This window comes from Salinisphaera sp. SWV1 (assembly GCF_052044155.1).
Classification (GTDB): domain Bacteria; phylum Pseudomonadota; class Gammaproteobacteria; order Nevskiales; family Salinisphaeraceae; genus Salinisphaera.
In genome coordinates this window covers 20941-47056 of record NZ_JBQDYE010000030.1, presented here as the reverse complement: position 1 = coordinate 47056, position 26116 = coordinate 20941, and the positions used below count along the sequence as shown (strand labels likewise).

The 26116-nt window shown below is 62.9% G+C and carries 25 protein-coding genes; 13 read left to right on the top strand and 12 right to left on the bottom strand.

The genetic code is table 11. The features are described from left to right. Positions 1–67 precede the first annotated feature (67 nt). The 8 genes from ACS8YF_RS14305 (at position 68) to ACS8YF_RS14270 (ending at position 6714) form a co-directional block, all read left to right on the top strand. A complete protein-coding gene (locus ACS8YF_RS14305; protein ID WP_440850819.1) occupies positions 68–394 on the top strand; it encodes a DMT family transporter in 327 nt (108 codons plus the stop codon). Between the two features lies 1 nt (position 395). Beyond that, positions 396–710 (top strand): DMT family transporter, encoded by a 315-nt coding sequence (locus ACS8YF_RS14300; RefSeq protein WP_440850818.1) that lies wholly within the window; start codon positions 396–398, stop codon positions 708–710. 84 nt (positions 711–794) lie between these two features. After that, a complete protein-coding gene (locus ACS8YF_RS14295; RefSeq protein ID WP_440850817.1) occupies positions 795–1049 on the top strand; it encodes a Trm112 family protein in 255 nt (84 codons plus the stop codon). Further along, on the top strand, positions 1046–1912 hold the full coding sequence (locus ACS8YF_RS14290) for a 6-carboxytetrahydropterin synthase (RefSeq protein ID WP_440850816.1): 867 nt from the start codon (positions 1046–1048) through the stop codon (positions 1910–1912). Before ACS8YF_RS14295 ends, ACS8YF_RS14290 begins: the two co-directional genes overlap by 4 nt. A 33-nt stretch (positions 1913–1945) precedes the next feature. Next, on the top strand, positions 1946–3283 hold the full coding sequence (locus tag ACS8YF_RS14285; protein WP_440850815.1) for a dihydroorotase: 1338 nt from the start codon (positions 1946–1948) through the stop codon (positions 3281–3283). A gap of 79 nt (positions 3284–3362) precedes the next feature. Continuing rightward, positions 3363–3803, top strand: coding sequence for a ferric iron uptake transcriptional regulator (fur, locus tag ACS8YF_RS14280; protein ID WP_109993310.1), 441 nt, complete (start codon positions 3363–3365; stop codon positions 3801–3803). A gap of 187 nt (positions 3804–3990) precedes the next feature. Continuing rightward, the gene (gene sat, locus ACS8YF_RS14275) at positions 3991–5181 is read left to right on the top strand and encodes a sulfate adenylyltransferase (protein WP_440850814.1); all 1191 of its coding nucleotides are present in this window, start codon (positions 3991–3993) and stop codon (positions 5179–5181) included. A 567-nt stretch (positions 5182–5748) separates the two neighbouring features. After that, positions 5749–6714, top strand: a complete 966-nt coding sequence (locus ACS8YF_RS14270) for an L-lactate dehydrogenase (protein ID WP_440850813.1) — start codon at positions 5749–5751, stop codon at positions 6712–6714. A 157-nt stretch (positions 6715–6871) separates the two neighbouring features. On the opposite strand, the gene ACS8YF_RS14265 is transcribed toward ACS8YF_RS14270, so the two are convergent. The 6 genes from ACS8YF_RS14265 to ACS8YF_RS14240 form a co-directional block, all read right to left on the bottom strand. After that, positions 6872–7072, bottom strand: coding sequence for an acetyltransferase (locus ACS8YF_RS14265; protein WP_440850812.1), 201 nt, complete (start codon positions 7070–7072; stop codon positions 6872–6874). After that, complete coding sequence (locus ACS8YF_RS14260) at positions 7069–7422, bottom strand: DUF488 domain-containing protein (protein WP_440850811.1); 354 nt, start codon at positions 7420–7422, stop codon at positions 7069–7071. The genes ACS8YF_RS14265 and ACS8YF_RS14260 overlap by 4 nt, the downstream gene beginning before the upstream one ends. A gap of 72 nt (positions 7423–7494) precedes the next feature. Then, on the bottom strand, positions 7495–8478 hold the full coding sequence (locus tag ACS8YF_RS14255; protein ID WP_440850810.1) for a cation diffusion facilitator family transporter: 984 nt from the start codon (positions 8476–8478) through the stop codon (positions 7495–7497). A gap of 9 nt (positions 8479–8487) precedes the next feature. Beyond that, positions 8488–8796, bottom strand: coding sequence for an ArsR/SmtB family transcription factor (locus ACS8YF_RS14250; protein WP_440850809.1), 309 nt, complete (start codon positions 8794–8796; stop codon positions 8488–8490). Between the two features lie 150 nt (positions 8797–8946). Further along, positions 8947–10392 (bottom strand): glutamate--tRNA ligase, encoded by a 1446-nt coding sequence (gltX, locus tag ACS8YF_RS14245; protein ID WP_440850808.1) that lies wholly within the window; start codon positions 10390–10392, stop codon positions 8947–8949. A 146-nt stretch (positions 10393–10538) separates the two neighbouring features. Next, positions 10539–12005: an N-acetylmuramoyl-L-alanine amidase gene (locus ACS8YF_RS14240; protein WP_440850807.1), complete on the bottom strand. Its 1467-nt coding sequence runs from the start codon at positions 12003–12005 to the stop codon at positions 10539–10541. Positions 12006–12208: 203 nt separating this feature from the next. On the opposite strand from ACS8YF_RS14240, the gene ACS8YF_RS14235 reads away from it, so the two are divergent. Both ACS8YF_RS14235 and ACS8YF_RS14230 read left to right on the top strand, forming a co-directional pair. Beyond that, on the top strand, positions 12209–12655 hold the full coding sequence (locus ACS8YF_RS14235; protein WP_440850806.1) for a MarR family winged helix-turn-helix transcriptional regulator: 447 nt from the start codon (positions 12209–12211) through the stop codon (positions 12653–12655). Further along, positions 12652–13407 (top strand): siderophore-interacting protein, encoded by a 756-nt coding sequence (locus ACS8YF_RS14230; RefSeq protein WP_440850805.1) that lies wholly within the window; start codon positions 12652–12654, stop codon positions 13405–13407. Before ACS8YF_RS14235 ends, ACS8YF_RS14230 begins: the two co-directional genes overlap by 4 nt. 89 nt (positions 13408–13496) lie before the next feature. Here the strand turns inward: ACS8YF_RS14230 and ACS8YF_RS14225 are convergent, their stop codons facing one another. The 4 genes from ACS8YF_RS14225 to ACS8YF_RS14210 all read right to left on the bottom strand — a co-directional run bounded on the left by ACS8YF_RS14225 (position 13497) and on the right by ACS8YF_RS14210 (position 21646). Beyond that, positions 13497–16346: a BPTD_3080 family restriction endonuclease gene (locus ACS8YF_RS14225; RefSeq protein WP_440850804.1), complete on the bottom strand. Its 2850-nt coding sequence runs from the start codon at positions 16344–16346 to the stop codon at positions 13497–13499. Positions 16347–16563: 217 nt separating this feature from the next. Beyond that, positions 16564–17172: a hypothetical protein gene (locus ACS8YF_RS14220; RefSeq protein ID WP_440850803.1), complete on the bottom strand. Its 609-nt coding sequence runs from the start codon at positions 17170–17172 to the stop codon at positions 16564–16566. Continuing rightward, a complete protein-coding gene (locus tag ACS8YF_RS14215; protein ID WP_440850829.1) occupies positions 17172–18323 on the bottom strand; it encodes an AAA family ATPase in 1152 nt (383 codons plus the stop codon). The genes ACS8YF_RS14220 and ACS8YF_RS14215 overlap by 1 nt, the downstream gene beginning before the upstream one ends. Before the next feature lie 8 nt (positions 18324–18331). Continuing rightward, on the bottom strand, positions 18332–21646 hold the full coding sequence (locus ACS8YF_RS14210; protein WP_440850802.1) for a site-specific DNA-methyltransferase: 3315 nt from the start codon (positions 21644–21646) through the stop codon (positions 18332–18334). Positions 21647–21843: 197 nt separating this feature from the next. Between ACS8YF_RS14210 and ACS8YF_RS14205 the strand changes: the two genes are divergently transcribed. Together ACS8YF_RS14205 and ACS8YF_RS14200 are read left to right on the top strand one after the other, a co-directional pair. Continuing rightward, positions 21844–22074 carry a CopG family transcriptional regulator gene (locus tag ACS8YF_RS14205; RefSeq protein WP_440850801.1) on the top strand — a complete coding sequence of 77 codons (231 nt, stop codon included), beginning with the start codon at positions 21844–21846 and terminating at the stop codon, positions 22072–22074. Then, complete coding sequence (locus ACS8YF_RS14200; protein WP_440850800.1) at positions 22061–22324, top strand: type II toxin-antitoxin system RelE family toxin; 264 nt, start codon at positions 22061–22063, stop codon at positions 22322–22324. The genes ACS8YF_RS14205 and ACS8YF_RS14200 overlap by 14 nt, the downstream gene beginning before the upstream one ends. Positions 22325–22399: 75 nt before the next feature. Here the strand turns inward: ACS8YF_RS14200 and metE are convergent, their stop codons facing one another. Further along, positions 22400–24676, bottom strand: a complete 2277-nt coding sequence (gene metE / locus ACS8YF_RS14195) for a 5-methyltetrahydropteroyltriglutamate--homocysteine S-methyltransferase (RefSeq protein ID WP_440850799.1) — start codon at positions 24674–24676, stop codon at positions 22400–22402. 128 nt (positions 24677–24804) lie between these two features. On the opposite strand from metE, the gene ACS8YF_RS14190 reads away from it, so the two are divergent. Continuing rightward, on the top strand, positions 24805–25701 hold the full coding sequence (locus ACS8YF_RS14190) for a LysR family transcriptional regulator (RefSeq protein ID WP_440850798.1): 897 nt from the start codon (positions 24805–24807) through the stop codon (positions 25699–25701). Between the two features lie 126 nt (positions 25702–25827). On the opposite strand, the gene ACS8YF_RS14185 is transcribed toward ACS8YF_RS14190, so the two are convergent. Then, entirely contained in the window at positions 25828–26088 is a 261-nt protein-coding gene (locus ACS8YF_RS14185) for a type B 50S ribosomal protein L31 (protein ID WP_440850797.1), read from the bottom strand. Between the last annotated feature and the right edge of the window lie 28 nt (positions 26089–26116).

Below are 26116 nucleotides of genomic sequence, written 5' to 3'. Positions count from 1 at the left end.
CTCGGAACACGGGTCGCGGCGACTCATGAACTGATAGACTACCGACCGTTCGTTAGCGGAGTGAATCATGAGAGCCTGGTTCTGGCTGGCGCTGGGCGCCGGCACCGAAATCGGCTGGGTTGCCGGCCTGAAGCTCGCCGCATCGCCCCTGGCATGGGCGGCCACGGTCATTTGCGCCGTGGCCAGCGTGGCACTGGCGCTGGGCGCGACGCGCGATCTGCCGGCGACGACCGTGTATGTGTTATTCGTCGGCCTTGGCGCCGTCGGCACGGTGATCCTGGAAGCCGTGGTGTTTGATACGCCGCTGCATCCGGCGACTTACGGCTTCCTGGTGTTGTTGCTGGTCTGCATCGTCGGGCTGAAAAAGACCGGCGGCCGCCGGCCGGAGGCATGACATGGCCTGGCTCTGGCTTATGGTCGCCGGCGCCTGCGAGATCGTGGGCGTGGTCGGTTTCGCCCGCATGAGTCATGGGCGCCGCGTCTCGGGCGGGCTCATCGCCGGGGTGGCTTTTTCCTGCGGGCTGGCGTGTCTGCATATTGCGATGAACGATCTGCCGATGGCGGTGGCCTACGGCGTATTCACCGGCCTCGGCGCGCTCGGCAGCACGCTCATCGGTATCGTGTTCTGGGGTGAATCGGCGCGTCCGGCGCGGCTGGCATGGGTCGCCGGGCTGGTGGTCGCCGTGATCGGCCTCAAGCTCAGCATGTAGTCAGACACCGAGGCCGGCCCGGTGTCGCGTGAAACGGCAACAGGCCCTAGACTAGGCACAAGTCTAGCCACGCCGGCCCTGCCCATGGACAAGCAACTGCTCGAAATTCTGGTGTGCCCGGTGACGGGACTGTCGCTGTCGCTGGCGGAATCGGCCGAAATCGACGCGCTCAATGCCGCCATCGACAACGGCTCGGCGGCATACGCCGACGGCAGCGCGGTAAATGAACGCGTCGCCGCGCTGCTGGTCACCCGCGACCGCGCCACCGGTTATCGTATCGACGACGGCATCCCGATCATGCTGCCCGAGCGCGGCATTGCCCTGCCCGAGGTGTCGTGAACCCGAACGATCACTCGTTGCAACTGTTCGTCGAACACGTCACGCATATCGACTGCGGCGTGCTCGACGCCGAGGCCGGTCTGCGCGGTGCCACCTGGCTGGTCGATGCCACGCTCACCGGTCGGCGCGGCGAAGACGGCATGCTGTTCGACTTCGGCCCGGCCAAGCGGCTGCTCAAGGCCGAGATCGATGCCCTGGTCGATCATCGTCTGCTGGTGCCCGCGCGCGCACCGGGCGCCACGATCGACGGCTATCGCATCGATTTCACCACCACCTCGGGTGATCGTTACCGCTATGCCGGGCCGGCGAGCGCGACCACTGTGTTCGACACGGCCGCGATCGAGCCCCGGGCGCTGGCCCGCTGGCTGGAGGAACGCGTCGGCCCGAAACTGCCCGCCAACGTCGAAGCGCTGAAGATCGACCTGCGCGCCGAATCCATTAGCGACGCGGCCTACGACTACACGCACGGCCTGGCGGCCCACGATGGCAACTGCCAGCGACTGGCGCACGGCCATCGCTGCCGGCTGGCGGTGACCATCGACGGCGTGGCCCGCGCCGACATCGCCCAGGCCTGGGCCAAAGCCTGGCAGGGCGTGTTCATCGGCCATCGGGCCGACCTGACCACGCCGGCCGATGCGGAACGCCTGGGCTTCGGCTATAGCGCGCCGCAGGGCGAATTCGCGCTGGACATCGCGGCCGCGCGCTGCGTGCTGCTGGACGGGCCGCCCACCGTGGAAAACATCGCCGACCATATCGCCGGCGAGCTCGCGGCACGCCATCCCGGCCACCTGGTGGCGGTGCGCGCCTACGAAGGCGTGGGCAAGGGCGCGATCGCGACGCGCAGCCATGCCGCCCGCGCCTGATACGCTCAACCGACTCATCGCAACGGTGCGACCATGACCGACACCCTGATCACCAACGCGACCCTCGTTAACGAGGGCGAACGCTTCATCGCCGACCTGCTGATCTCCGACGGTCGCATCGCGCGCATCGACGGCGAGATCGCCGCGCCGCCGAATGCCCGGGTGATCGACGGCGCGGGCTGCTATCTGCTGCCCGGCATGATCGACGACCAGGTGCATTTCCGCGAGCCCGGCCTGACCGAAAAGGCCGACCTGGCCAGCGAGTCGCGCGCGGCGGTCGCCGGCGGCATCACCAGTTTCATGGACATGCCGAACGTCCAGCCGCCGACCATCGACAACGAAGCCCTGCTGGCCAAGCTGGAAATGGCCCGGGGCCGCTGCGCGGCCAACTACGGCTTCTATCTCGGCGCGACCAACGACAACATCGAGGCGATCAAGTCGGTCGACGTGAGCCGCGCGGCGGGCATCAAGATCTTCATGGGGGCCTCCACCGGCAAGATGCTGGTCGACGACGAGGCCGCGCTGGAGGCAATCTTCGAACACTCGCCGCTGACCATCCTCACGCACTGCGAGGACACGCCCATGATCGAGGCGAACGCGGAAAAAGCCCGCGCGCGCTTCGGCGAGGACGTACCGATGAGCCAGCACCCGGTGATCCGCTCCAGGGCCGCCTGCATGGCCTCGTCGAAAAAAGCCATCGACCTGGCCACGCGGCACGACGCCCGGCTGCATATCCTGCACATCACCACGGCCGAGGAACTGGACCTGTTCACGCCCGGCCCGATGACGGGGAAACAGATCACGGCCGAGGCCTGCGTGCATCACCTGTTCTTCACCCAGGACGACTACGAGCGCCTGGGCACGCTGATCAAGTGCAACCCGGCGATCAAGAGCGCCGAAGACCGCGCCGCCCTGTTGAAAGCCGTCGCCAACGACACCATCGATATCCTGGCTACGGATCATGCGCCGCATGTGCGCGCCGACAAGGACAAGCCCTATTTCTCGGCCCCGGCCGGGCTGCCGCTGGTTCAGCATGCGCTGATCTCGCTGGTGGACCAGGTCTCGGCCGGTCATTTCAGCATGGAGCAACTGGTCCAGAAGATGGCCCATAACGTGGCGGAGCGATTCGATATCGCCGAACGCGGCTATCTGCGCGAGGGCTACTGGGCCGACGTGGTCCTGGTCGACCCGAGCGCGCGCACCGTGGTCGACGACGAACCCGTGCTGGCCAAGTGCGGCTGGACGCCTTTCAACGGGCACACCTTCGATGCCCGGGTCATGGCGACTTTCGTATCTGGTCAAGCCGCGTATCATGACGGTAAACTTAGCCAAGGCTGTATCGGCGAGGCGTTGAGCTACGATCGGCGCTGACAGCCACCCGCGCCGCTGAATCGTCAGCCGCCGGCGCGGCCCTGCGCCACGTCACGTGAGCGTTTTCGAGGTGTCGAGTATGGAAACCAGCGATCTGCGCAAGGCGGGCCTCAAGGCTACGCTGCCGCGCCTGAAAATTCTGGAGGTTCTGCAACAGAACCGACAGGATCATCTATCGGCCGAGGACGTCTACCGCAAGCTGCTCGACAACGAGGAAGACATCGGCCTGGCCACGATCTACCGCGTGCTGTCCCAGTTCGAGGACGCGGGGCTCGTCATCCGTCATCATTTCGAGGATGGCCATGCCCTGTTCGAGCTGGAGCAGGGCCCGCACGATCATCTGATCTGCGTGAAGTGCGGCAAGATCGAGGAATTCTTCGACGACGAAATGCAGCAGCGCCAGCGCGATCTTGCGCAGAAATCCGGCTTCGACCTGTCCAAGCACACGCTCGTGCTCTACGGCGAATGCCAGGCCGCCAACTGCGAAAACGACACCAGCGGGCGCAAGAAAGACTCGTAGCCCGGCGCCATCCAGCGCGCCTCCAAACCTTTCGGCATGACGTTAGACCCGACTTTCGGGTTGCCGTGCCTTTCGGCACATCGTTAGACTCCTTCGCTTTAACACGAATCGCGGCCATAACGCACCGGCATAAAGAGCCGGCGCGGGCGATCGGTCTTCGGCCGCGAGGCACCCACGCGGAATGCTCATGATCAAACCCCACGGTTCGGAAACGCTCAATCCGCTGTTCGTGGCCAACGAGACAGCGCGCAGCCAGCTCGTCCAGGAAGCGCATGAGCTGCCGCAGATCACGGTGAGTTCGGCGGCCGCCGCCAATGCGGTGATGCTGGGCGCGGGTTACTTCAATCCGCTGACCGGCTATATGAACAAGGCCGACGCGCTGTCGGTCGCGCGCGATATGCGCACCACCAGCGGCCTGTTCTGGCCGATCCCGATCGTGAATATCGTGGCCGACCCGGAACCGATCCGGGGGGCGGCGCGCATCGCGCTGAACGACCCGAACGTCGAAGGCAACCCGGCGATCGCGGTGCAGGATGTCGAAGGCATCGAGGCAATCTCGGAAGACGAGATGACCGAGATGGTCACGCACATCTTCGGCACCGACGACGACGCGCATCCCGGCGTGGCCACGTTCAAGGGCCTGGGCCGGTATATCGTGCATGGCCCGATCCAGGTGCTGAACTTCTCCTACTTCGAGCACGACTTCCCGGACACCTTCCGCACCGCACCCTCGATCCGCGACGAGTTCGCTGAGCGCGGCTGGGACAAGGTCGTGGCCTTCCAGACCCGCAACCCAATGCACCGCGCGCACGAAGAACTGTGCAAGATGGCGCTGGAGGCCACCGGCGCCGACGGCGTGCTGGTGCACATGCTGCTCGGCAAGCTCAAGCCCGGCGATGTGCCGGCGCGCGTGCGCGATGCCGCCATCCGCAAGATGGTCGAGCATTATTTCCCGGAAAACTCGGTGATGATCACTGGTTATGGCTTCGACATGATGTATGCCGGGCCGCGCGAGGCCGTGCTGCATGCCGTGTTCCGCCAGAACGCCGGCTGCTCGTACCTCATCGTCGGCCGCGACCACGCCGGCGTGGGCGACTTCTACGGCGCCTTCGACGCCCAGGCCATCTTCGACGAGAAAGTGCCGGACGACGCGCTGGAGATCGAGATCTTCAAGGCCGATCACACCGCCTTCTCGAAGAAGCTCGGCCGCGTCGTGATGATGTCCGACGCCCCGGATCACAGCAAGGAAGACTTCGTGATCCTGTCGGGCACCAAGGTGCGCGAGATGCTCGGTCAGGGCATCGCCCCGCCGCCGGAATTCTCGCGGCCGGAGGTGGCCGAAATTCTGATGGACTACTATCAGAGCAAGACCGCCTGATCCGTCAGCGGGCGATCACGCACGAAGCCCGGCCCCGGCCGGGCTTTTTCGTGGTTCATCGTAGATTTTCGGACGATGACGCCCGCGGATTCTGACGGCTCAGGCACGGCGCTGGACGAATGGACGGCTTACTGGTTCGGAAATGCCGAACCAGTCCTGATAAAAGTCTCGAGCCACCCGTCTTCGCCGACCTCCGGTTTCGCGCTGCAGCGCGAGTCACTTCTCTTGCTTGCTCAAGAGAAGTAACCAAGAGAAGAGCACCCGGCGCGGCGCCGGCTTCGCCGGTTCACGGCGAGACGTGGCGCCGGCGGGATGCGCCCACCTATTCGATGACAATGGCGCATCGCTTTGGCGATGCTCAGACAGGCTGGGCGCACCGTCGCCGCACAACGGGACGAAATACAGATACGACACTTCAGGATTTAGCGTATTCCGACACGCACGGCGCTGCATTCAAGACACCGGTGACTCGCGAGTAATAAAGAGCCCGCGTCGGTTGATATGCATCAACGCCCGTCAGGCCCCATGATTTACTCTGCGGGCACTGCTACAAGCCCGCGAATTGCCATGACCGTTTCCCGCACACCCCGCATCGTCATCATCGGCGCCGGCGCGGTGGGCGCCGATACGGCGTATACGCTGTATCTGCGCGAACGGGCGCCCGATATCGTGCTGGTCGATATCGACGAACAACGCGCCCGCGGCGAAGCGCTCGATATGCAACACGGCCAGGCCCTGGCCGGCGGCGCCCGAGTGCGCGCCGGTGACTACGCCGACTGCGCCGGTGCCGCCATCGTGATCATTACCGCCGGCGCCGCCCAGAAACCCGGCCAGTCGCGCGAGGCGCTGCTCGAGCGCAACGGGGCAATCATGGCCTCGATCGTCGCGGCCGCCGAGCGGCACATGGGCCCGGACACCGTGCTGCTGATCGCCACCAATCCGGTCGATACACTGGCCCAGATCGCGGCGCGCCACGCCGAGCGCCCGAACAGTCAGGTGATCGGCTCGGGCACCGTACTCGACAGCGCCCGCCTGCGCTGGGGGCTGGGCGAAGTGCTCGGCGTCGATGCCCGGCACGTCCATGCACACGTCATCGGCGAGCACGGCGACAGCGAGCTCGTGGTCTGGAGCCATGCGCAGGTGGCGGGCGCACCGTTGGCGCTGCCCGCCGCGCAACGCGAAGACATCGCCCGCGCCACGCGAGACGGGGCCTACGAGGTGATCCGGGCGAAAGGCCATACCAGCTATGCGATCGCGCTATCGCTGGATCGCATCTGCGCGGCCATCCTGAACGACGACCACGCCGTGCTCACCGTCTCCACGAATCTCGACGGCGCCTACGGCGTGTCCGACCTCTATCTCAGCGTGCCCTGCGTGGTCGGGCGCGCCGGTGTCGAACGGGTGATCGAAATGGCGCTCGACGGCCCCGAACGCGCTGCCCTGGCGCACTCGGCGAGCGTACTGCGCGCGCGCATCGACGGTATCGCATCTGGCACGCCCGAAGCGGACAATGCGGTCAGCACTTCAGGCTGATTGCGGTCGAGGGCAAACGCTCAGCGGGGCAACGCGCAACAGGCCGGGTGGATGGGCGACGCGTCATCACCCTCGCCGGGCCTGGCCACATATCAGCCGGAATCGAGGCACCGAGCATGACAACGATCGCAGATCGTGAGGATCGAACTGAAACAGGTCAGCGCGGACCGTCAGCGGGCCGCTCGGGCGCGCTCAGGATTGTCTCCAGGTCCAGACGCTCGATGGCGCCGAGCGCCGCTTCGAGCGCGCCTTCCGCGCACAGGCCGGCCATGGCGGCCTCCTCGTAACCATTCCTGGCCGCCTGGACGCAGGCCCGGCGGATGCGTTCGGCCATGGCCAGACGCTCGGCTTCGTTCATCGCGTCTTCTCCAGGTACTGCTTCAAGGCAACGGCGTTGTTGCACTGGGTGTCCCGGGCGGCATAGAGCAATGTCACGCCCTGGGTTGCGGCGCGCTGCCGCAATTCATTCAAGGCATCCGGTTCGTCGTCGGCCAGTTCCCGCTCGTACGCCCGGCAGAAATCCGGCCAGCGCTGGCGGCAGTGCGCGAACCAGCGACGCAATGCATTGGAAGGCGCCAGCGACTTGTGCCAGGCGTCCAGCGCGGCATCGCGTTTGACCACACCGCGCGGCCAGAGACGGTCGACGAGCACACGATACCCGTCATCGTCTTCGATCGGATCATAGATACGCTTGCAACGAATGTGCATATCGTTCCCCGGCAACACGCGCATGGCACTCGCCCGCGCGGCTTTGCACCGAGCGGCCGCCGGCGGGTGACTTTACGTCGTCACGCCGCAATTGGTGTCCACAGCACATTCGCGCGCGGTTTTACGATTTTCCGGCTGCAACGTGGTGTGGGTGATCGAATAACGCTCGGCCAGCAACTGCTGCAGCCGCGGCAGAATCGAGTTCCAATCCGTCAGCCGGGCGATCTCGACGTGGGCGGCGAGTGCGCGCTGGCTCGAGGACAAGCTCCAGATATGCAGGTCGTGGACCGATCGCACGCCTTCCACGTCGGCCAGGGCACGACTCACGCCCGCGGCGTCCACGCCCTTGGGCACGCCTTCCATGAGTACGCGCACGACTTCGCGTAGCAGCGGAATCGCCGAAAGACAGATCAGCACGCAGACGAAGATCGACAACAACGGATCGATCGGCGTCCAGCCAGTGAACATGATGACGAAACCGGCCACCAAAGCCGCGACCGAGCCCATCAGGTCGCCCAGCACATGCAGCAAGGCCCCGCGCACATTCATGGTCTGTTCGCCGCGCAACAGGATATAGCCGATGCTGATGTTCACCAGCAGGCCGATGCCGGCGATGATCATGACCATGCCGCCGGCGACGGGCTCCGGCTGGAAGAAGCGTTGAATGGCGGAAATCGCAATCGCGGCGACCACCCCGATCATCATCACGGCGTTGACCAGCGCCCCCAGCACTTCGGCCCGCTGCAAGCCGAAGGAATGCGAGTTGGAAGCCGGTCGCCGCGACAGCCAGGCCGCGAAGGCACCGATCGCCAGTGATGACGTATCGGTGAACATGTGACCGGCGTCGGACAGCAGAGCCAGCGAACCGGATAGCCAGCCGCCGGCGACCTCCACGAGCGCGAAGGCGAACGTGAAGCAGAGCGAGAAAATCAACGTCTTACCGCTGCCGTGATGGTGATGTCCGCCGAGGCCATGCTCGTGATCGTGGTCATGCCCGTGATCATGATGCGCGTGCTCGTGACTGTGATCGTGATCGTGCATATGCGCGCTGCTCATCGCCCGCCCTCATTCATCGCTGTGTTCGATCATGTCGCGCAGCACGCGCTGAACATGATCGTCGGCGGCCACATAGAACACCTGCTTGCCACGCCGTTCGGCCGCCAGCAGACGGGCCGAGCGCAACAGTCGCAGATGATGGCTGGCCAGCGACATCGAGATGTCGATTTGCGCGGCCAGACTGGCGACGCTCTGCGGGCGTTCCAGACAGGCATAGACCAACGACAGACGATTCGGCTCGCCCAGCAGGCGAAACATTTCGGCCATGCGCGTGGCGCGGTCGTCGCCGAGAACCGTGATATCGATGGTTGTGGCCATGCCGACCTCTACAATTGAATAAGTATTGTATCGATATGACCAACGTTATGGTATTGCGCGATCGAATAGCAAACCGCTATCGATCACATGGGTCATACCCGACGGCGATACACAACCGGCGGCAGCGCCTGCCGCCGGCCAACGGACCGGCTACCCGGCCTTCAGGGCCCGGAACGCGTCGACCGCCTGATCGAGCCGGGCCAGCGTGGCCTCGCGGCCGAGCAGCACCAGCGTGTCGTCGATCGACGGTGATACGGGCCCGCCGGTGAGCGCGATGCGGATGGGCTGAGCGACCTTGCCCATACCGACTTCATTGCCCTCGGCCACGCCCTTGACCGCGGCCGCCAGATCCTCGGCGTGCCAGCCTTCAAGGCGCGCGAGCGTATCCCGGACCTGGGCGAGCAGATCGGGCGTGGCGGTCTTGATGTGCTTCTTGACCGCCTTCGGCTCGTATTCGGCAACCTCGCGGAACAGAAACAGGCTCTGCTCGGCCATCTCCGTCATCGTCTTGCAACGCCCCTGCTGCACGCTGGCGATGGCGATCAGATCATCCTGATCAACGCCCTCGATGCCATGACGCGCCAGATGCCAGGCCAGCTCGTCGATCAGCTCTTCCGGCTCGGCCGCCTTGATGTGTTCCTGGTTCACCCACAGCAGCTTCTCGGGGTCGAAGATCGAGGCGCCGCCCTGCACGTTGGCGATGTCGAAGTGTTCGATCATCTGTTCGCGGGTGAAGATCTCCTGATCGCCGTGGGCCCAGCCGAGGCGCACCAGGTAATTGAGCAACGCGCTGGGCAGAAAACCCTGTTCGCGATAGCGCATCACGCCGACCGCACCGTGACGCTTGGACAGCCGCTTGCCATCCGGGCCGAGAATCATCGGCACATGCGCGTAGTGCGGCAGCTCGCTGTTGCCGCCGATCTGGCTGTCCACCAGTGCCTTGAAGATATTGATCTGGCGCGGCGTATTGTTGACGTGGTCGTCGCCGCGAATGACATGGGTGATGCCCATGTCCATGTCGTCCACCACCACGCAGAAGTTGTAGGTCGGCGTGCCGTCGGCGCGGGCGATGATGAGATCGTCGAGTTCGCTGTTGGCGATGGTGATGTCGCCCTTCACCAGATCGGGGATGACCGTCACGCCCTCCAGCGGCGTGGCAAAGCGGATCACCGGATCGACACCCGCCGGCGGCTCCGGCAGCGTCTTGCCCGGCATCGGCCGCCAGGTGCCGTCGTATTTGGGCTTGTCGCCGCGCTCACGCGCGGCCTCGCGCATGGCCTCGACCTCCGCGGCGCTGGCATAGCAGCGATAGGCCTTGCCCTCGGCCAGCAACTGGGCGATCACCTCGGCGTAGCGATCGAAACGCTTCGTCTGATAGTAGATCTCGCCGTCGTGCTCGAGATCGAGCCAGGCCATGGCATCGAGAATCGCGGTCACGGCTTCGTCGGTGGAGCGTTCGCGATCGGTATCCTCGATGCGCAGCACGAAGCGGCCATTGTTCTGGCGCGCGTGTAGCCAGGAATACAGCGCCGTGCGCGCACCGCCGATATGCAGATAACCGGTCGGGCTGGGGGCGAAGCGGGTGACGACGGACATAGGACTTGCAACCGATACGAGCGCGTAATCCGCCATTTTAGGGCCTGTTACCGTTTCATACGAGCCCGTGCCGGCATCGCGAAAGCCCCGCACAGGGCGCAAACCGACCACCGGCGAGGCCCGCGCCGCCCGGATCGGATCACGGCTCAGCTTTCCTGATGACTTTCGCCGGCGGGCACGCGCAGCACCTGGCCCACGCGCAGGGTCGAGGAATCGAGTGAATTCGCGGCCTTCAGAGCCGCCACGCTCTCGTTGTGCGCGTTCGCGATCGAATACAGCGTGTCGCCCGACTGCACGCGATAATGCGCCGCGTGCGGCTTCGACGCCGTCTGGAGACCCGGCACGATCAGCCGCTGACCCGGCTCGATGTCGCGACTGGTCAGGTCGTTGATCGTCATCAGCAATGCGCTCGTCACGCCCGCGCGTTTTGCCAGACCCGACAGGGTATCGCCGTTGCGCACGATATAAACCTCGGGCGACTGGGTCGACGGGTGCATGGGCGGGTTGTGTTTCAGGTAACCCACGATGCCGCGGTAGATGGCATCGGCCAGCTTCGCCCGAAACGCATGCCCGTGCAGCTTCCGGGCCTGGGTCGGATTGGTGAGAAACGCGGTCTCGCACAGCACCGACGCCACCATCGGATCGCGCAGCACCTCGAAATTCGCCCGCTGCGGTTTGCCATGGTAGAGCGGCTCGATCTTGCCGAACTGGTGAATGATGCGCTGCGCCAGGCGATCGGCGGCATCGATCGACTGGCTCTGGAACATCTGTGTCAGCACCGTGTTCAGCGTCATGTCGTCGCTGGAAAACCGCACGCCGGCCACTTCCCGGTCGTGACCGTTCTCGAAACGCGCCAGTTGCGCGGCCTCGGCGTTGCTCGCGCCGTGCTCCGACAACTCGTAGCAGGTGCCGCCAGCGACATGCGGATGCCCCGGCGAGGCATTGGCATGGATCGAGACGAATACGTCCGCGTGCTTGCGCTGGGCAATGGCGACACGATCGGCCAGCGTGACGAAATGATCGCTGTGGCGCGTGAGCACCGGTTTGATGCCGGGCGTGGCGGCCAGCTTGGCATAGACCATGCGCCCGATCGCCAGCGTGACGGTTTTTTCTTGCAATCCGTGCGGACCGGACGTGCCCGGATCCTTGCCGCCGTGGCCCGGGTCGATCACGACGACCAGCGGCTTTTTCCGGGGCGCCACGCTCGCCGGCTCGGCCTGCGCCGCGCGGGCGTTGTCGAAACGCGCGATCAACTGGTGTCCGTGGCGCTCGACACCCGCGAAATGCGTGCCGGGTTTCAGGCCGAACACCGCGCGAAGCGTGTCGTGCTTGCGGCGCCCCCAGCGGATATTGCGAATCGCGCCCGCGCTGTTGGCGCTCGCCGCGTGCGCCCGATGCGTGGCCTTCAGATCGATGACGGCGCGCACCGGCGAACTGAGCACAAAATCGTGGAACGATGGCACCCGGGAAAACGTGAGAACGACACGGGTATGCCGGCCGGCGTGATGTACGCGCACCTGCTGCAACGTCGCCGGCGGGGCCGCGGATGCAACGGCCGCCCACCACAGCACCAGCCCGAGTAACGCATAACGATAAAACAGAAACCGATTCACGATGCCCTTCGCCGCCCGGCGAGCCATCCATCGACCGGGGCCCGCCGGATCACGCCCTCCATGATCCCGTCTGGATTGCCGAGCCTTCGTCGGACGCCCGGCGATACCGGACGCTGACGCCGCGTCGACAGGATATAACATCAGATTAGTTGACAAAGTCAACCAAGACATGGAGTATTAGTTGACATTCTCAACTACTCATCATGGCTCAATATTCTCCTACCGGCGAAACGCTGCACCGTTTGCTCCATGCCTATAAGCGCGCCATGCGCGACGGCTATGCCGCGGCCGATATCGATCTCACCGTCGGCGAGATTCGCGTACTCAAGGGCATCGCCCGCAGCCGGCACGGCACCGCCCGGCACATCGCCGAGCGCATGCGCCAGGACAAGGGCCGCATCGCCCGGTTGATCAAGGGCCTTGTGACCGCAGGCCTGGTCGTACGCCAACCGCATCCAGACGACAACCGCAGTCAACAGCTCGAACTCACCGATGCCGGGCGCGAACTCGCGGCCCGCATCGCCAGCGTCGAGGCCCGTGCCGGCGCGCGCATGGCCGGCGGGTTGTCGGATACCGATCTCGCCCGTTTCACGGATCTCGCCGAAGCCATGATCACCAATCTCGAACACGCCCAGGATCGCGCTTCATGAATCGCAGACCGTCACCCCGAACCTTCACCGTACTCGACAAGACCGAGATCACGCCAAACATGCTGCGCGTGACTCTCGGCGGCGAAGGCATGGCCGATTTCCCGGCCGACCAGGAAAGCGCCTACGTCAAGCTGCGCTTCCCCCAGGCCCAAAGCGAGCGCCCGCTGCTGCGGACCTACACCATCCGCTCGCAGCGCGACGATTCGGTCGATATCGATTTCGTCCGCCATGGCGACGGCGGCCCCGCCGCGCGCTGGGCCGAGGATGTTCAGCCCGGCGAGACCATCGACATCGGCGGCCCGGGCCCGAAGAAGCGCGTCGACTCCGCCGCCGACTGGGTGCTGATGATCGGCGACATGACCGCCCTGCCGGCGATCTCCGCGAACCTGGAAACACTGCCACGCGCCATGTCCGGGCACGCCATCATTGAAGTACTGCACGAACACGACATCCAGCAACTGGACGCGCCCGACGGCGTGGCCATCCAGTGGGTGATCAACCCGCGCCCCGGGGCCGACAGCGCACCCTTGTACGATGCCGTGGCCGCGCTCGACTGGCCGGCCGGCGCGCCGTCGGTGTGGTGTGCCTGCGAATTCGCGACCATGCGCCGCCTGCGCGAGCATTTACGCGGCGATCGCGGCGTGATGCGCCAGCAGCTTTATATCTCTAGCTACTGGCAACGCGGCAGCAACGAGGAGGCCCACAAGCAGAACAAGCGCGCCGACGCCGAAGGCTCAGCATCAACGCTGTAAGCCCTTGCATCTAGTCAGGGCGGAACAAGCAGGCCGCGAGACTACGAGCCGGCCCGCCGACTCACCGCCGAACCGGCAATTTCTCGGGTTCAGGGGCTCAAGGCGACACTACGCGCCTCGGCATGGCACGCGATGACATCGCGTGTCCGAGCAGGATCGAATACGGTATCAAAGCACCACGAGCCAAAGCCGCCGGCCAGGTTGATCGCTTCAACCCACTCGGCCATGGCAGCGCGTTTGGCACGATTGAGATCGCTATCCTGACCTTTGACTTCCAGCACCAACGTTCGGCCGTTCCTGAGCTTGATCAGAAAATCGGGGACGAACCGGCGGCTGGAGCCTTCCCAGAGATAACGCACAACGAAATCGAGGTGGTCGTTCTTCGCCCACGCCGCAACGTCATCGCTTGTCTCACACACCGCAACCACCGCTTTTTCCCAAGTGCTGTCGTGCACAGCATGGCTAATCTGGGAACGAGAGGTGGGCTCGCAAGGCTTTGTCGTAAGCCACGGCCGCATAGCGCTCGTCGAACCGATTGGTAACTGCTCATCGAACAGCGGCTCGAGGCGCGTCGTATTCGACTGGCGAATATACCGGCTGACGTGCGTCACGACGGCATCGATATTCAGGCCAATCAACAACCGCCGCCGAGCCGGCTCGGCGTACCACTGCGCCGGAATCGTGAGCTTGTCGCTGGCCAGGAATTGCTCGACCAAACGAATCAGCTGGATCGCCAGGTATTGTGTATCGCCTTCGAAGCCGCTATCGAGCTCGCGATACAGCTTTCGCGTGGCGCGAAAGATGAGGTTCTGCAGCCGGAAATCCTGTGCGGCACTCTCCAGGTCGATCGCAGACGCCTGAGCAAGATTGACAATACCGGTCAACGACGGCGCAATTTCGGCGTTGATCGGCGTGGCATTCGGGTCGAGCGCCAACGGCTCGACCGCTGGCCAGTCGACCCGCAGCTCCGGCTTGAGCACCGATTGAATCCGAACCACATTGGGCCAGCGAATTTCATAACCATTACGGTCGGGCTCGACTTCGATACGTACGCTCGCCTTCGGCACCGGCGGCGTCTCGCCGCCCTCGCCCACCTCCTGGAAGATCGATAACGGCACGCCGAAGACATTGACGAATTCGGGCAGGAAATACCCCTGCTCATCCATGTCGTGCGCCACGCGTCGCAAACCGCGCCCGATGACCTGCTCGCACAACAACTGGCTGGTGAACGCGCGCAACCCCATGATGTGCGTCACGTTCGCCGCGTCCCAACCTTCCGACAGCATGGCCACCGACACAACGTTCTGCAGCTGTTGGCCCGGCCGCCCACGCTTGCCGACGGTATCGACCAACGCCCGCAACTGCTCTTCCTGCTTGAGCGCCAACAGTTCGTTCTGCTTATCGGCAGGCAAACCGGCGGCCTTGATGACCTGCTCCAGCCGGGCTGCGTATTCCTTGTCCTTCGTGACTTTCTCGCCCCGCTCGGCTTTCTCGAGCACCTTGGAATCGACACGCAGCGTGTATTCCTGCGCCTGCGTACCTTCGATGATGCAGTCGCCTTCGTTGAAGAATCGCTCGATGCGCGCGGCCGTCTCGGTCCGGTTGCAAACCGTGAGCATGACTGGCGGAATCGTATGCCCTTCGGCCTGCCAGGCCTTCTGGGTTTCGCGCCAGTCGTAAGCCAACAGCGCATAAGCGTTCTTAACGAGCTTCGGCAAGGGATCGGTCGAGTCGGCCTTGCGGTTCAAGTCGTCGCGGACTTCGTCTTCGCGATACAGATGATAGAGCTTGCTCGCGTAGCTTTTCGCGTTGGCCAGTGCATCGTCGCGAATCACCACCCGCGGCGTCTTCACCAACCCCGCTTCGATCGCATCGTTCAGGCCGAAATCGGAGATGATCCATTCATAAAGCCCGGCTTCGGTGTTGGTCTTTCCCGTCGGCGCGAACGGTGTCGCCGATAGATCGAAGCAGCGCCGGATACGCCGCGTCTTGTGAATCCGGTCCAGCCCCTCGATCCAGCGCGTCGCTTCTTCCAGATCGATACCGAGTGCTTCGGCTTGTTTCCGGCCGACCTTCACCTCCGCGCGTTGCCGATAGGCGTGGTGCGCCTCGTCGTTGAATACGATCAGATCCTTGAAACCCGCCAGCCGGCCCAGCACACGGCGAGTGAATGCCTCATCGCTCTCCTTGCCTTTCTTGACCACTGACCGCGCCGGCTCTTTCAGCGGCATCAGCGTGTGCCAATTCTCGACCCGGATCTCCATCTGGTTGAGCCGCTGGCGCATCGCCTCGGTGGGGCACATGGAAAACTCGTCGTAGACGTTCTTCTCATCACCCGGGAGCAATACCTGCAAGCGGCTTTTCACTGTCAGACCCGGCGTGACCACAAAGATGGCATGGGAAAAACGCGAGTCCTTGGGATATTGCAGGGCGTTGAGTGTCTGCCAGGTCGCAATCAGGCCCATGACTGTCGTCTTGCCCGAGCCGGTTGCCATCTTGCTGCAGATACGCTCCCAGGCGCCGCCGTCGCCGGGCAGGAAGATGCCCTGACGATAATCGGGCGGCGCTTCCAGCCACCAGATCAGCGTTTCGATCGCTTCCAACTGGCAGAAATAGAATGGATACTGGCGCGGCCCGCCCTGCCAGCGGCGGGCGTCGGCAATCCACTCGCCCCGAGCATCCCAGTGCTCCAGCAGGGCGCGCGTGACCATCGTGATCCCCGGCCACCCCGCTGCCCGCCACTCGTCCACACGTTGGCGAACACGATTGACCGTCTCCAGCAACTCCACCCGCCGCGTGTTGTTGCGCGTGTCGTACATCTCGTAGGCGGCCGGCCGCCGACCTTCGGCGATCTGAGCAATCTTGCCGTTGGCGTCCTGTGACCAGTGCCGGCTGGGGGTTTCGTAGGGGGAGTTGATGATTAGCGATTGGGCGATCATCGGTGACATTCCTGAATCGTGAGACGCGGCTGAGCCTTGTGTGTAGCCACTCGTTTTAGGTATGGAGCGCAGGGCGTTGTGTAACGAGCTACCGAGCTTATGTGAGAAGCGCGCCGTCTTGTGTGACCAGCTAGCTGGCTCGTGATGTGAGCAGAACCCTTCGTGCACTGCCAGCGAGGCCTACCGCGTCAAGTAAGAGGGGGCGCCGTAGAACAAGTCAGGCGGTCTCCCCGGCGGCCAGCTCCTGAATTCGCTGAAACGCGCGACGGAGACTATCGGACCGATGGGCGGCCTCGCCGGGCCGCCAAGACATTCGCACGAACTCGATCAGGCGATCGTTATAGCTCAATCCCTGACGCGGACCGCCCGCGCGATAGACCGCAATATCGTCTTTTATCGATGTAGGCGAGTGTCTCCACACGAGGTTCAGCAACGTCTGCTTGGGGTCAACGAACGTCTCCGGGGCTTCCGAGAGCTTATTTCGCGGCACTCCGGCGAATGTTGCAAATCGCTCATCGTCAGCCAGCAGCCACGCTTCGACCTCACGAATCGCGACCCGAAACAACAACGCAGGCGGCACGGCTTGGCGGCCACACCAGCTTGCAATAAGCGATGGCGCACATGTACCGCGGTCCAGGTCGGTTAGCAGAATGACCGGCAACGAATGAGCAAGCCGAATCAACTCGGGCAGCTTGCGCTGCAATCCACCATAGCCTTGGCCGGGTATCGAAACCGCAATCTGCAGATCACCCGCGGCCTCCTCGACCAATCTTTCGATCACCGCAGCACTGAGCATATCTTCCGTCGCGGTGTAGACGGGGCGCACTACCACAGCCCCAACTGTTCGACCCCTTTCGGCCGCGTTTGCGGCAAAACGACATCCGCCGCACTCAGGCCCGCATCCAACCCCGCCGCTTCTGACAGGTTCACTGAGCGAACCTTCGACCCTTCACGGCTCGGTTCGAGAATGGCAATACCCGCCGGATCGATTCCCGGATTGCTGAGCAACGCCTGGCTATGCGTACTGATCAATACCTGTCGTCGCACCTTACGGCCACGCTGAACGCGGTCGATCAATGAAGGAATCTGTTCGACTACCGCTTGATGGAGCGAAAGCTCCGGCTCTTCCAGAAGCAACAGACCGTTGCCATCGAGCAGGGACCAGAGCATACCGAGCAGCCGGAGCGTGCCGTCGGAAAAATGCTCTTCGCCTTGCCAGCCCGCATTCGGGCGATGATGTTCATACAGCGCTTCGAGATGCGGATGCCCCATCTCGTCGTTTTCGAATCGCAGCGCCTTGAACTGCGGTACTGCAACCGCCAGCGCCGCCTGAATACGGTTGAGTCGCGAGTCGCGCGTTTTCTTCGGCGTCTTGGCCAATCGTTCGAGAAACCCCTGGCCAAACGGGTCGTCCTCCAGGCGATGACCGCCGATATGCTCACCGTATTTCAGCAGCTGCGGCACGAGATGCAGATACGTCACATCGGAGAACACATCGACCAATGACCGAAACTCGCGGTTTGCGAGTGTTTGCTCGAGATGGGTTTCGGTCAGCAGCATCGGATCACGGCTATCGTCCGAGCCGGGCCGATCCAGAATCTGCTCATCATCGCGCCAGACTTGCTCGCTGGTCACGACGATGCGTTGGGCGCCTTTGCCCTCGGTCTTGAAGGCAAGAACATAACGCCAACGCTCAGAATCACCGTCGATGGTATCGCTGAGGCGCAACTCGATACGCACCTCCGGATCACGGCGGTGGTGCAGACAGCGCAACTTGGTGATACCCCCCCGATCCTTGACCGCCTTCTGGAGCCCGCCACCGTCCGGCTTGCAAACGTCGCGCAGGAAACGAAAGACATCCAGAATGTTCGATTTACCCGACGCATTGGGCCCGATGAGATAAGACACACGCGCCAACTTCAGTTCCGCCTGGCGAAAGTTCCGCCAGTTCTTCAGTTTCAAAGCGGTGATGAACATGGCCACACTCACCCAAGGTTGATGACTTTCAACGACTCGATCCCGCGGTCGTCCACGATCTTCACTGCCACGCACTCGTTCTCGCCGGCGTCGAACGGCAGCGACAGCGTGCCGTGAAAGGCATCCAGCAGATCGTCGTTCAGCTCGGCGCGGATATCTTTCTTGAGCTTGTACCAGCCGTCTTTCTTGCCGGCCATGGGAAAGAACACCTGACGCGGGAACAACGAGCGGTTGTCGTAATCGGTATCCAGCGACCAGAGAGCGATATTCTTCTTGCCGCCGGATTTCAACTCGCCGGTCTTGGTATCGAAATAATCGAAGCCGTGCACTTCGATCTGGTAACGGCCGTCGTCGCGCGTGTGCAACTCCACCTCCGGCTGGCCCATCAGCCAGAACGATTCATTGCTGGAGCGCCCCTTCTTCAGGTCCTCGGTCAGCAGATCAGTATTCATCTGCACTTTCAGCGCCTGAACGCCCTTGATGTTGTCGATATCCTTGGCCGCCTCCGGGTCGAAGGTGAAGGCACAGAACACCAGCAACTTCGGCAACGGAAACAGCTCGCCCGCCTCGCGCATGGCGATCTCGACCTGGCGTTGTTCCAGCGCGGCATGTTCCGGGCCGAAACTCACCGCCACCCGCTCGCCGCCATTCTCACCATGGGCCACGGTGCCCACCGCATCGATATACCGCGTGCCGGGCAACGGATCCAGATCCATCAGTTTCAGTTTCTGGTTGTTCTTGCCGCGTACGCCGGTCTTGAGCAATTCATCGCGCCACTGTGCCTGGCGCGACGTTTCGCCCGAACGCGCGACAGCGACATCCGCCTCGCGCGGCTGCTCGGCTTCGTCCAGCCCGAGCACTGTGGCAAACGGCACCGCCTCGACCGTGAACGGGCCGGTAATGCGACGCTTGGACTTATCGACCTCCGGCTGGTCGTAGAGCACTTCCTGGCCGGCGTGGTTGGCGATGGAATCGTCCAATGCTTGCTGCATGGCCTGGCGTGCGGCATGAAACGCATCCAGAGCCTCGAGGGCAGCTTGCGGCCAGTCAGCCGGCGCTTCGAACGGTACTTCCCATTCCAACAGCGCGTTGGTGGCGACGACTTCCTCGCTGGGCAATGTCTGCCGTGTCGTCTTCGCCGAGAAATCGATCGTCTCGCCCTTGCGGGCGCCTTCAGTGATCTTGAGCGGTGCCGGCGGCGCGGCCTGCAACGCCGTGTTCAGCGACGCCAGCGCCGACTCGATCGCCGGATGTCGTTGTTCGTAGATCGTATCGATTTCCGGATTATTGGCGATCGACTTCAGCGTAATATGCGGCACGGTCTTGTAGATGAAGCCGCCGCGCAGGCCTTCGCCCGGATATTTCAGGGCGTAGTAGTCGTAGCTCGCGGTCATCAACCGCTGCTTGGCGAGCGTGATCGCGACTCGGGAGGTGTCGCAGGTGATCCAGCGGCGGCCCCATTTTTCGGCGACTACGGCTGTAGTGCCTGAGCCGCAGGTGGGATCAAGAACTAAATCCCCTGGATCCGTAGCCATAAGAATACAACGCTCTATAACCTTTTCGCCGGTTTGAACTACGTAGTATCGCGTATCCGAAAACCCAGTAGAAAGAACATCGTCCCAAGAGTTCGAGAGGCTGTAGACAGAGAAATCGCTTAAGTACCGACGATACATGAGACTATTGCCGATAGGCTTAATTCTAGAAGCCTTAAGCAAGTTAGAAATCCCTTTCTTATTGGTCTTCCAGCCGCCTTTTCCATAGTCAAAAGATTTCCCTCGTAGAACTACAGCGAATTGTGTGCTTACGCCACCGCTTTGACCTTTCAGATCCGAAGCGGCGAAGACCGCGTCTTCTCGATTAGAGGATCTATTAACGCTAATGTCTTCGCCGAACTGAGTTCTTGCCCAGTTGTATTGGCTGGTGCCAGCGGCTCCAAGCTTTTTTTCTCGAAAAAGGTTTTTATATTTCAAGCATTCGAATTTCTTCGAATACCAAATTAGGTAATCGTTTGTACTTGCCAGATATTGAGATGTTGCACTCGTAGTTTTAATAAATGATATTTGCGCAATAAAATTCGTTTCACCGAAAATCTCGTCTAATAGTTCACGTACATGATGCAAATTTTCATCCGAAATCTGCACAAATACGCTACCGGACTCACTCAACAACTCCCGCGCCAAGAGCAGCCGATCCCGCAGATACGTCAGATAAGAATGAATCCCCAGCTCCCAGGTATCCCGGAAGGCCTTGATCATTTCCGGTTCCTGGGTCAGATCCTCATCCTTGCGATCCTTGACGTCCCGGCGGTTGGTGAACGGCTGGAAGTTGGAGCCGTATTTGATGCCGTAGGGCGGGTCGATATAGATCATCTGTACCTGCCCGGCCATGCCCTCTTTCTGTAGCACGGAGTTCATGACCAGCAGCGAATCACCCGCAATCAGGCGGTTGGACCAGTCGCGGTCGTGCTTGTAGAAGTCGATGGCTTCGCGCAGCGGCAGGTTTTCGAACGGGGCATGGAACAAATCAGCCTGAAAGCTCGGCGTATCCTTGCCTTTGCTGTCTTTCACCCGTTTCTGCAAGCCGGCGAGAATGGTGGCCGGATCGATGCGTTCGTGCACATGCAGCGAAACGGTATCGACTTCGAAGCTGGTGCGCTCGGCCTTGCCGGCCCAGTTGAGGTAGGCCGCCTGCATGCGCTTGAGTTGTTCCAGCGCAGCGGCCATTTCGTCTTTGTCATCCGAGGCGAGCGCGTCGTCGATGAGGCTTTCGATCTGGGCGCGGCTCGGGTCGAACTGCAGCGCCGGGTCGATATGCGGGTCGTAGGCCCAGTTGGCGCTGTCTTCCACGCCGTCCGAGCTGGTATCGACCATGCCGACATGCGGGTTGTTGCGGCGCTTGTCGTCGTAGCGATAGCTCAGCACTTCGTGGCGATCTGCACTGGCTTTCGACGCGCGCTTGTGTGCTCTCTTCTGGTCGGCTTTCTTCCGGCCGGCTGCTTTACCCCGAGCCTTGGCACGCGCCTTATCGGCATGGAAATCGAGTTCGGCCGGGGCCGCCTGCGGCTTGAGTTCGAAATCCGGCGCGGCGGTGCTCGGTTGGTCGGCAGCGATTCGATAGATCGACCCACCGCGGCCGCGCCCCTTCCCGATCACGCCGTCGGCCACGAGCGCGTTCTTGATTTCCGCATAGCCGTCGTTGCCCAGCTCGTGGCCCGCATCGCGCAATGCCTGCTGCATGGCCTGGTTGCCGATGCTCGAGCCATCGGCCGGCAGCATATCCAGCAACTGCGCCCGCGCCGCCGCGCGCCCCTTCGAATCGCTCATATCGCTCTCTGACTGGTGCCAAGCCGCGCGATTGGCCGTTCTGCCTCAGCCGCCGGCCACTATGCTCAATAGTCCCCGCAGGGAGCCTATCACCGGCACGTCGCGCTGTGCGCTTAAAAGACGTCGACGGATGTGCGCCACCCGCCATCATAGCGTTATGACGTTGTGATGCTAAACTCCAATCAGGAGGCATTCCCATGACAACTTCAAAGCGCTCAACCATCTATTTCGACGAACAGCTACATGCAGCACTCCGCCTGAAGGCCGCCCATACGCATCGCAGCGTGTCGGATCTTGTCAACGACGCCGTTCGTGCTGCGCTGGCCGAGGATCAGGAAGATTTAGCCGCTTTCACCGACCGCGTCGCCGAACCGACCCTGAGCTATGAGGCACTGCTGGACGATCTGAAGGCGCATGGCAAGCTATAAGCTTGTCTTCAAACGCTCGGTCGCAAAGGATCTGCGCGGCATTCCGAACGATGAGGTCGCGCGTATTCTCCAACGCGTCGATGCGCTACAGCGGGATCCACGCCCGCCGGGGAGCGAGAAGCTTTCGGGTCAGGAGCGATATCGAATCCGCCAGGGCGTCTACCGCATCCTTTACGAAATCGCCGACGATGTACTGATCGTAACAGTCGTCAAGATCGGACACCGAAAGCATGTCTATCGGGGCGAATAACGCCTCGTTGATAGACGCTCGCTCATAAAAAAAGCCGCCCCAATAACCGGAGCGGCTTGAGCCGGCCGTGGCCGATCAGGCAGCCCGTGCCTGACGCATCCGCTGTGCGGCCTCGACCATGTGCTCCAGCGCCGGCTTGACCTCGGCCCAGCCGCGGGTCTTGAGCCCACAGTCCGGGTTCACCCACAGTTTTTCGGGCGGCAACACGGCCACGGCCTTGTCGAGCAGGGCGACCATCTCGTCGGTGCTCGGCACACGCGGGCTGTGGATATCGTAGACACCCGGGCCGATCTCGTTCGGATACTGGAACTTCACGAACGCATCCAGCAGTTCCATCTGGGAGCGCGAGGTCTCGATGGAGATGCAGTCGGCATCCATGGCGGCGATCGACTCGATGATGTCGTTGAACTCCGAGTAGCACATATGGGTGTGCACCTGGGTTTCGTCGCGCACGCCGCCCGCTGCCAGCCGGAAGGCGGCCGCGGCCCAGTCCAGGTATTCATCCCAGTCGGCACGCCGCAGCGGCAGGCCTTCGCGAAAAGCCGCCTCGTCGCACTGGATTGCGGCCAGCCCGGCCGCTTCCAGATCGACGATCTCGTCGCGAATGGCGAGCGCGACCTGCTTCACGGTTTCGGACCGGGGCTGGTCGTCGCGCACGAAGGCCCACTGCACCATGGTCACCGGGCCGGTGAGCATGCCCTTCATCGGCTTTTTCGTCCGCGACTGGGCGTATTTCGACCATTTCACCGTCATCGGCTTCGGCCGCGAGACATCGCCGTAGATGATCGGCGGCTTCACATAGCGCGAGCCATAGCTCTGCACCCAGCCAAGCTTGGTGAAGGCATAGCCGGCCAGTTGCTCGCCGAAATACTCGACCATGTCGTTACGCTCGAATTCGCCGTGCACGAGCATGTCGAAGCCCATGTCTTCCTGTAGGGCGATGGCGTCGTCGATCTGCTGTTTCAGGAACACGTCGTAGTCGGCGTCCGACAGATCGCCCTTCTTGTGCGCGGCACGCGCGCGGCGCACGTCCCTGGTCTGCGGGAACGAGCCGATGGTGGTGGTCGGGAACATCGGCAGCTTCAGCTTGGCCTGTTGCTTACGCGCGCGCTCGGGGTAGCTCGACTTGCGGCGGTAATCCGCCGCGGTGAGCCCGGCCACGCGCTTGGTGACGAACGGGTCGTGGATGAGTGTGGAGTCACGGCGACCCGCCATCGCCCGGGCGCTGGCCTCGAACAAGGCCGCGTCGACATCGCCGTCGAGCGCGTGGGCCAGTGCCACGATCTCGGCCAGTTTCTCTTCGGCGAAGGCCAGCCAGTCGGCCAGCCGCGAATCGAGTTTGGTTTCGTTTCGCAGCGCCACCGGGCTGTGCAACAGCGAGCAGGCCGGGCCGATCATCAGACGATCGCCACCCACGATCTCCCGCACCTGCGCCAGCGCCGCCCTGGCCTGGGCCAGATCGGTTTTCCAGACATTGCGCCCGTCCACGATGCCGACGGAAAGACGCACGCCCGCCGGTAACCGCGCGGCCACGGTCTCGAGTTCGGCGGCGCCGCGTACGGCGTCGATATGCAAAGCTTCGACCGGCAGGCGCGTGAACAGGTCGAGGTTGTCACGCAGCTCACCGAAATAATTCGTGACCATGATCCTGAGATCGCCGACGCGCGACAGCGCGGCATAGGTCTGCTCGATGACCGCGCGCTGGGCCGCGCTCAGGTCGAGCGAGAGGATCGGCTCGTCGATCTGGACCCAGTCGGCGCCGGCCGCGGCCAGTCGATCCAGAATCTCGATATACACCGGAATCAGTTGATCGGCGAGCGCGAACTTGTCCAGCTCCGAGCCGTCGGTGACCTTGCCGAGGGTGAGATAGGTCGCCGGGCCAATCAGAACCGGCTTGCTGGCGATGCCCTGCGCCCTGGCCTCGGTGAATTCATCGAAGACCTTGGAGCCGGCCAGCTTGAAGGTCGTGTCCCGGGTGAACTCAGGCACCAGGTAGTGGTAGTTGGTATCGAACCACTTGGTCATTTCGCAGGCGATGGCATTGTCCGTGCCGCGGGCCATGTCGAAGGCCACATCGAGATCGGCGTGCGCGCCGTCCCAGTCGAAACGCGCCGGCACGTTACCAACCAGGCAGGCCATATCCAGAACCTGATCATAGAAGGAGAAATCGTTGGACGGGATCAGTTCGATGCCGGCATCGCGTTGTTTTTCCCAGTTCGCGCGCCGGATGGCGGCACCCGCGGCTTCCAGGCCCGCACGGTCGAGATCGCCGGCCCAGTAGCCTTCGGTGGCTTTCTTCAACTCACGGCGTTCGCCGATGCGTGGGAAACCGAGATTATGGGATGTCGTCATGGTGGGTCGCTCCTGTCCTGCGTTATCCGAGCCAGCACCGCTGGCGATCAGTCGAGATATTAGGACGACTCACCCATGACTAATATTGGTATATTTGCATCGATACATGACGACAGCTCATACAACGAATGATCGAACGCATCCACCTGCGCATCCTGCGTCAGATCGAACGCGACGGTTCGTTGACCGCCGCGGCCCAATCACTGCATCTGACCCAGTCGGCATTGAGCCATGCCATACGCAAACTGGAAGATCAGGCCGGCACGGCGATCTGGCGCCGGGAGGGGCGGCGTATCCGCCTGACGCCGGCCGGCGATTATCTGCTCGCCGCGGCCGAGCGCCTGCTGCCGCAGCTGGAGCGGCTGGATACCGTGCTGGCCGATTATGCGGCCGGGCAGTACGGTACGCTGCGCATCGGCATGGAATGCCATCCCTGCTATCGCTGGCTGCTCAAGATCGTGGAACCGTATCTGGCGGCCTGGCCCGGGGTGGATATCGATGTGATCCAGGCGTTTCGCTTCGGCGGCATGGCCGCGCTGTTCAACCACGATATCGATATTCTGGTCACGCCCGATCCGCTGGCCAAGCGCGGTGTGACCTTCGAGCCGGTGTTCGATTACGAGCAGGTCCTGGTGGTGGCCGCGGGCCATCGATTGGCCGAGCGCGACTACGTCACGGCCGAGGCGCTGGCCGACGAAGTGCTGTTGTCCTATCCGGTGGACCCGGCCCGGCTGGATATCTTCACCGCGCTGCTCGGGCCGGCGCATGTCACACCGAGGCGCCACAAGACGCTCGAATCCACCGACATCATGCTGCAGCTCGTGGCCGCCGGACGCGGCGTGTCGGCCCTGCCGCGCTGGCTGGTCGATGAATACGCGGCCGATCTGGCGATCACACCGGTACGGCTCGGGCCGGCCGGCATCGCGAAGCAGATCCATCTGGGCGCACGGCGCGCCAGCCTTGAGGAGCCGCCAATCGCCGGTTTCCTGGACACTGCTCGCGCCGGGCCGTCGCATACGGCGTAACGTGCCGGGCCGTATCGTCAGACGCGAACGCCAGACATACGAAAGCATCGGCCGCCGGTGCGGCCGATGCCTCGAACACGAAACGATCCGTGTGCCGGCATCGACCGGCACGAGAAAAAAGCCGGTTTAGGCTTTCTTCTTCTTCATCATGCCGAACCGGCGGTTGAAGCGTTCAACCTTGCCGGTGGTGTCCATGATGTTCTGCTTGCCGGTGTAGAACGGATGCGTATCGCTGGTGACTTCCAGCTTGATCAGCGGATAGGTATTGCCGTCTTCCCACTCGATGGTGTCGTTCGAGTCGATGGTCGAACGGGTCAGGAAAGCGAACTCGCTACCCATGTCCTTGAAGACGACCGGGCGGTACTGGGGATGGATATCCTGTTTCATGATCTTTAGACCGTCGCGTTTGCGATTG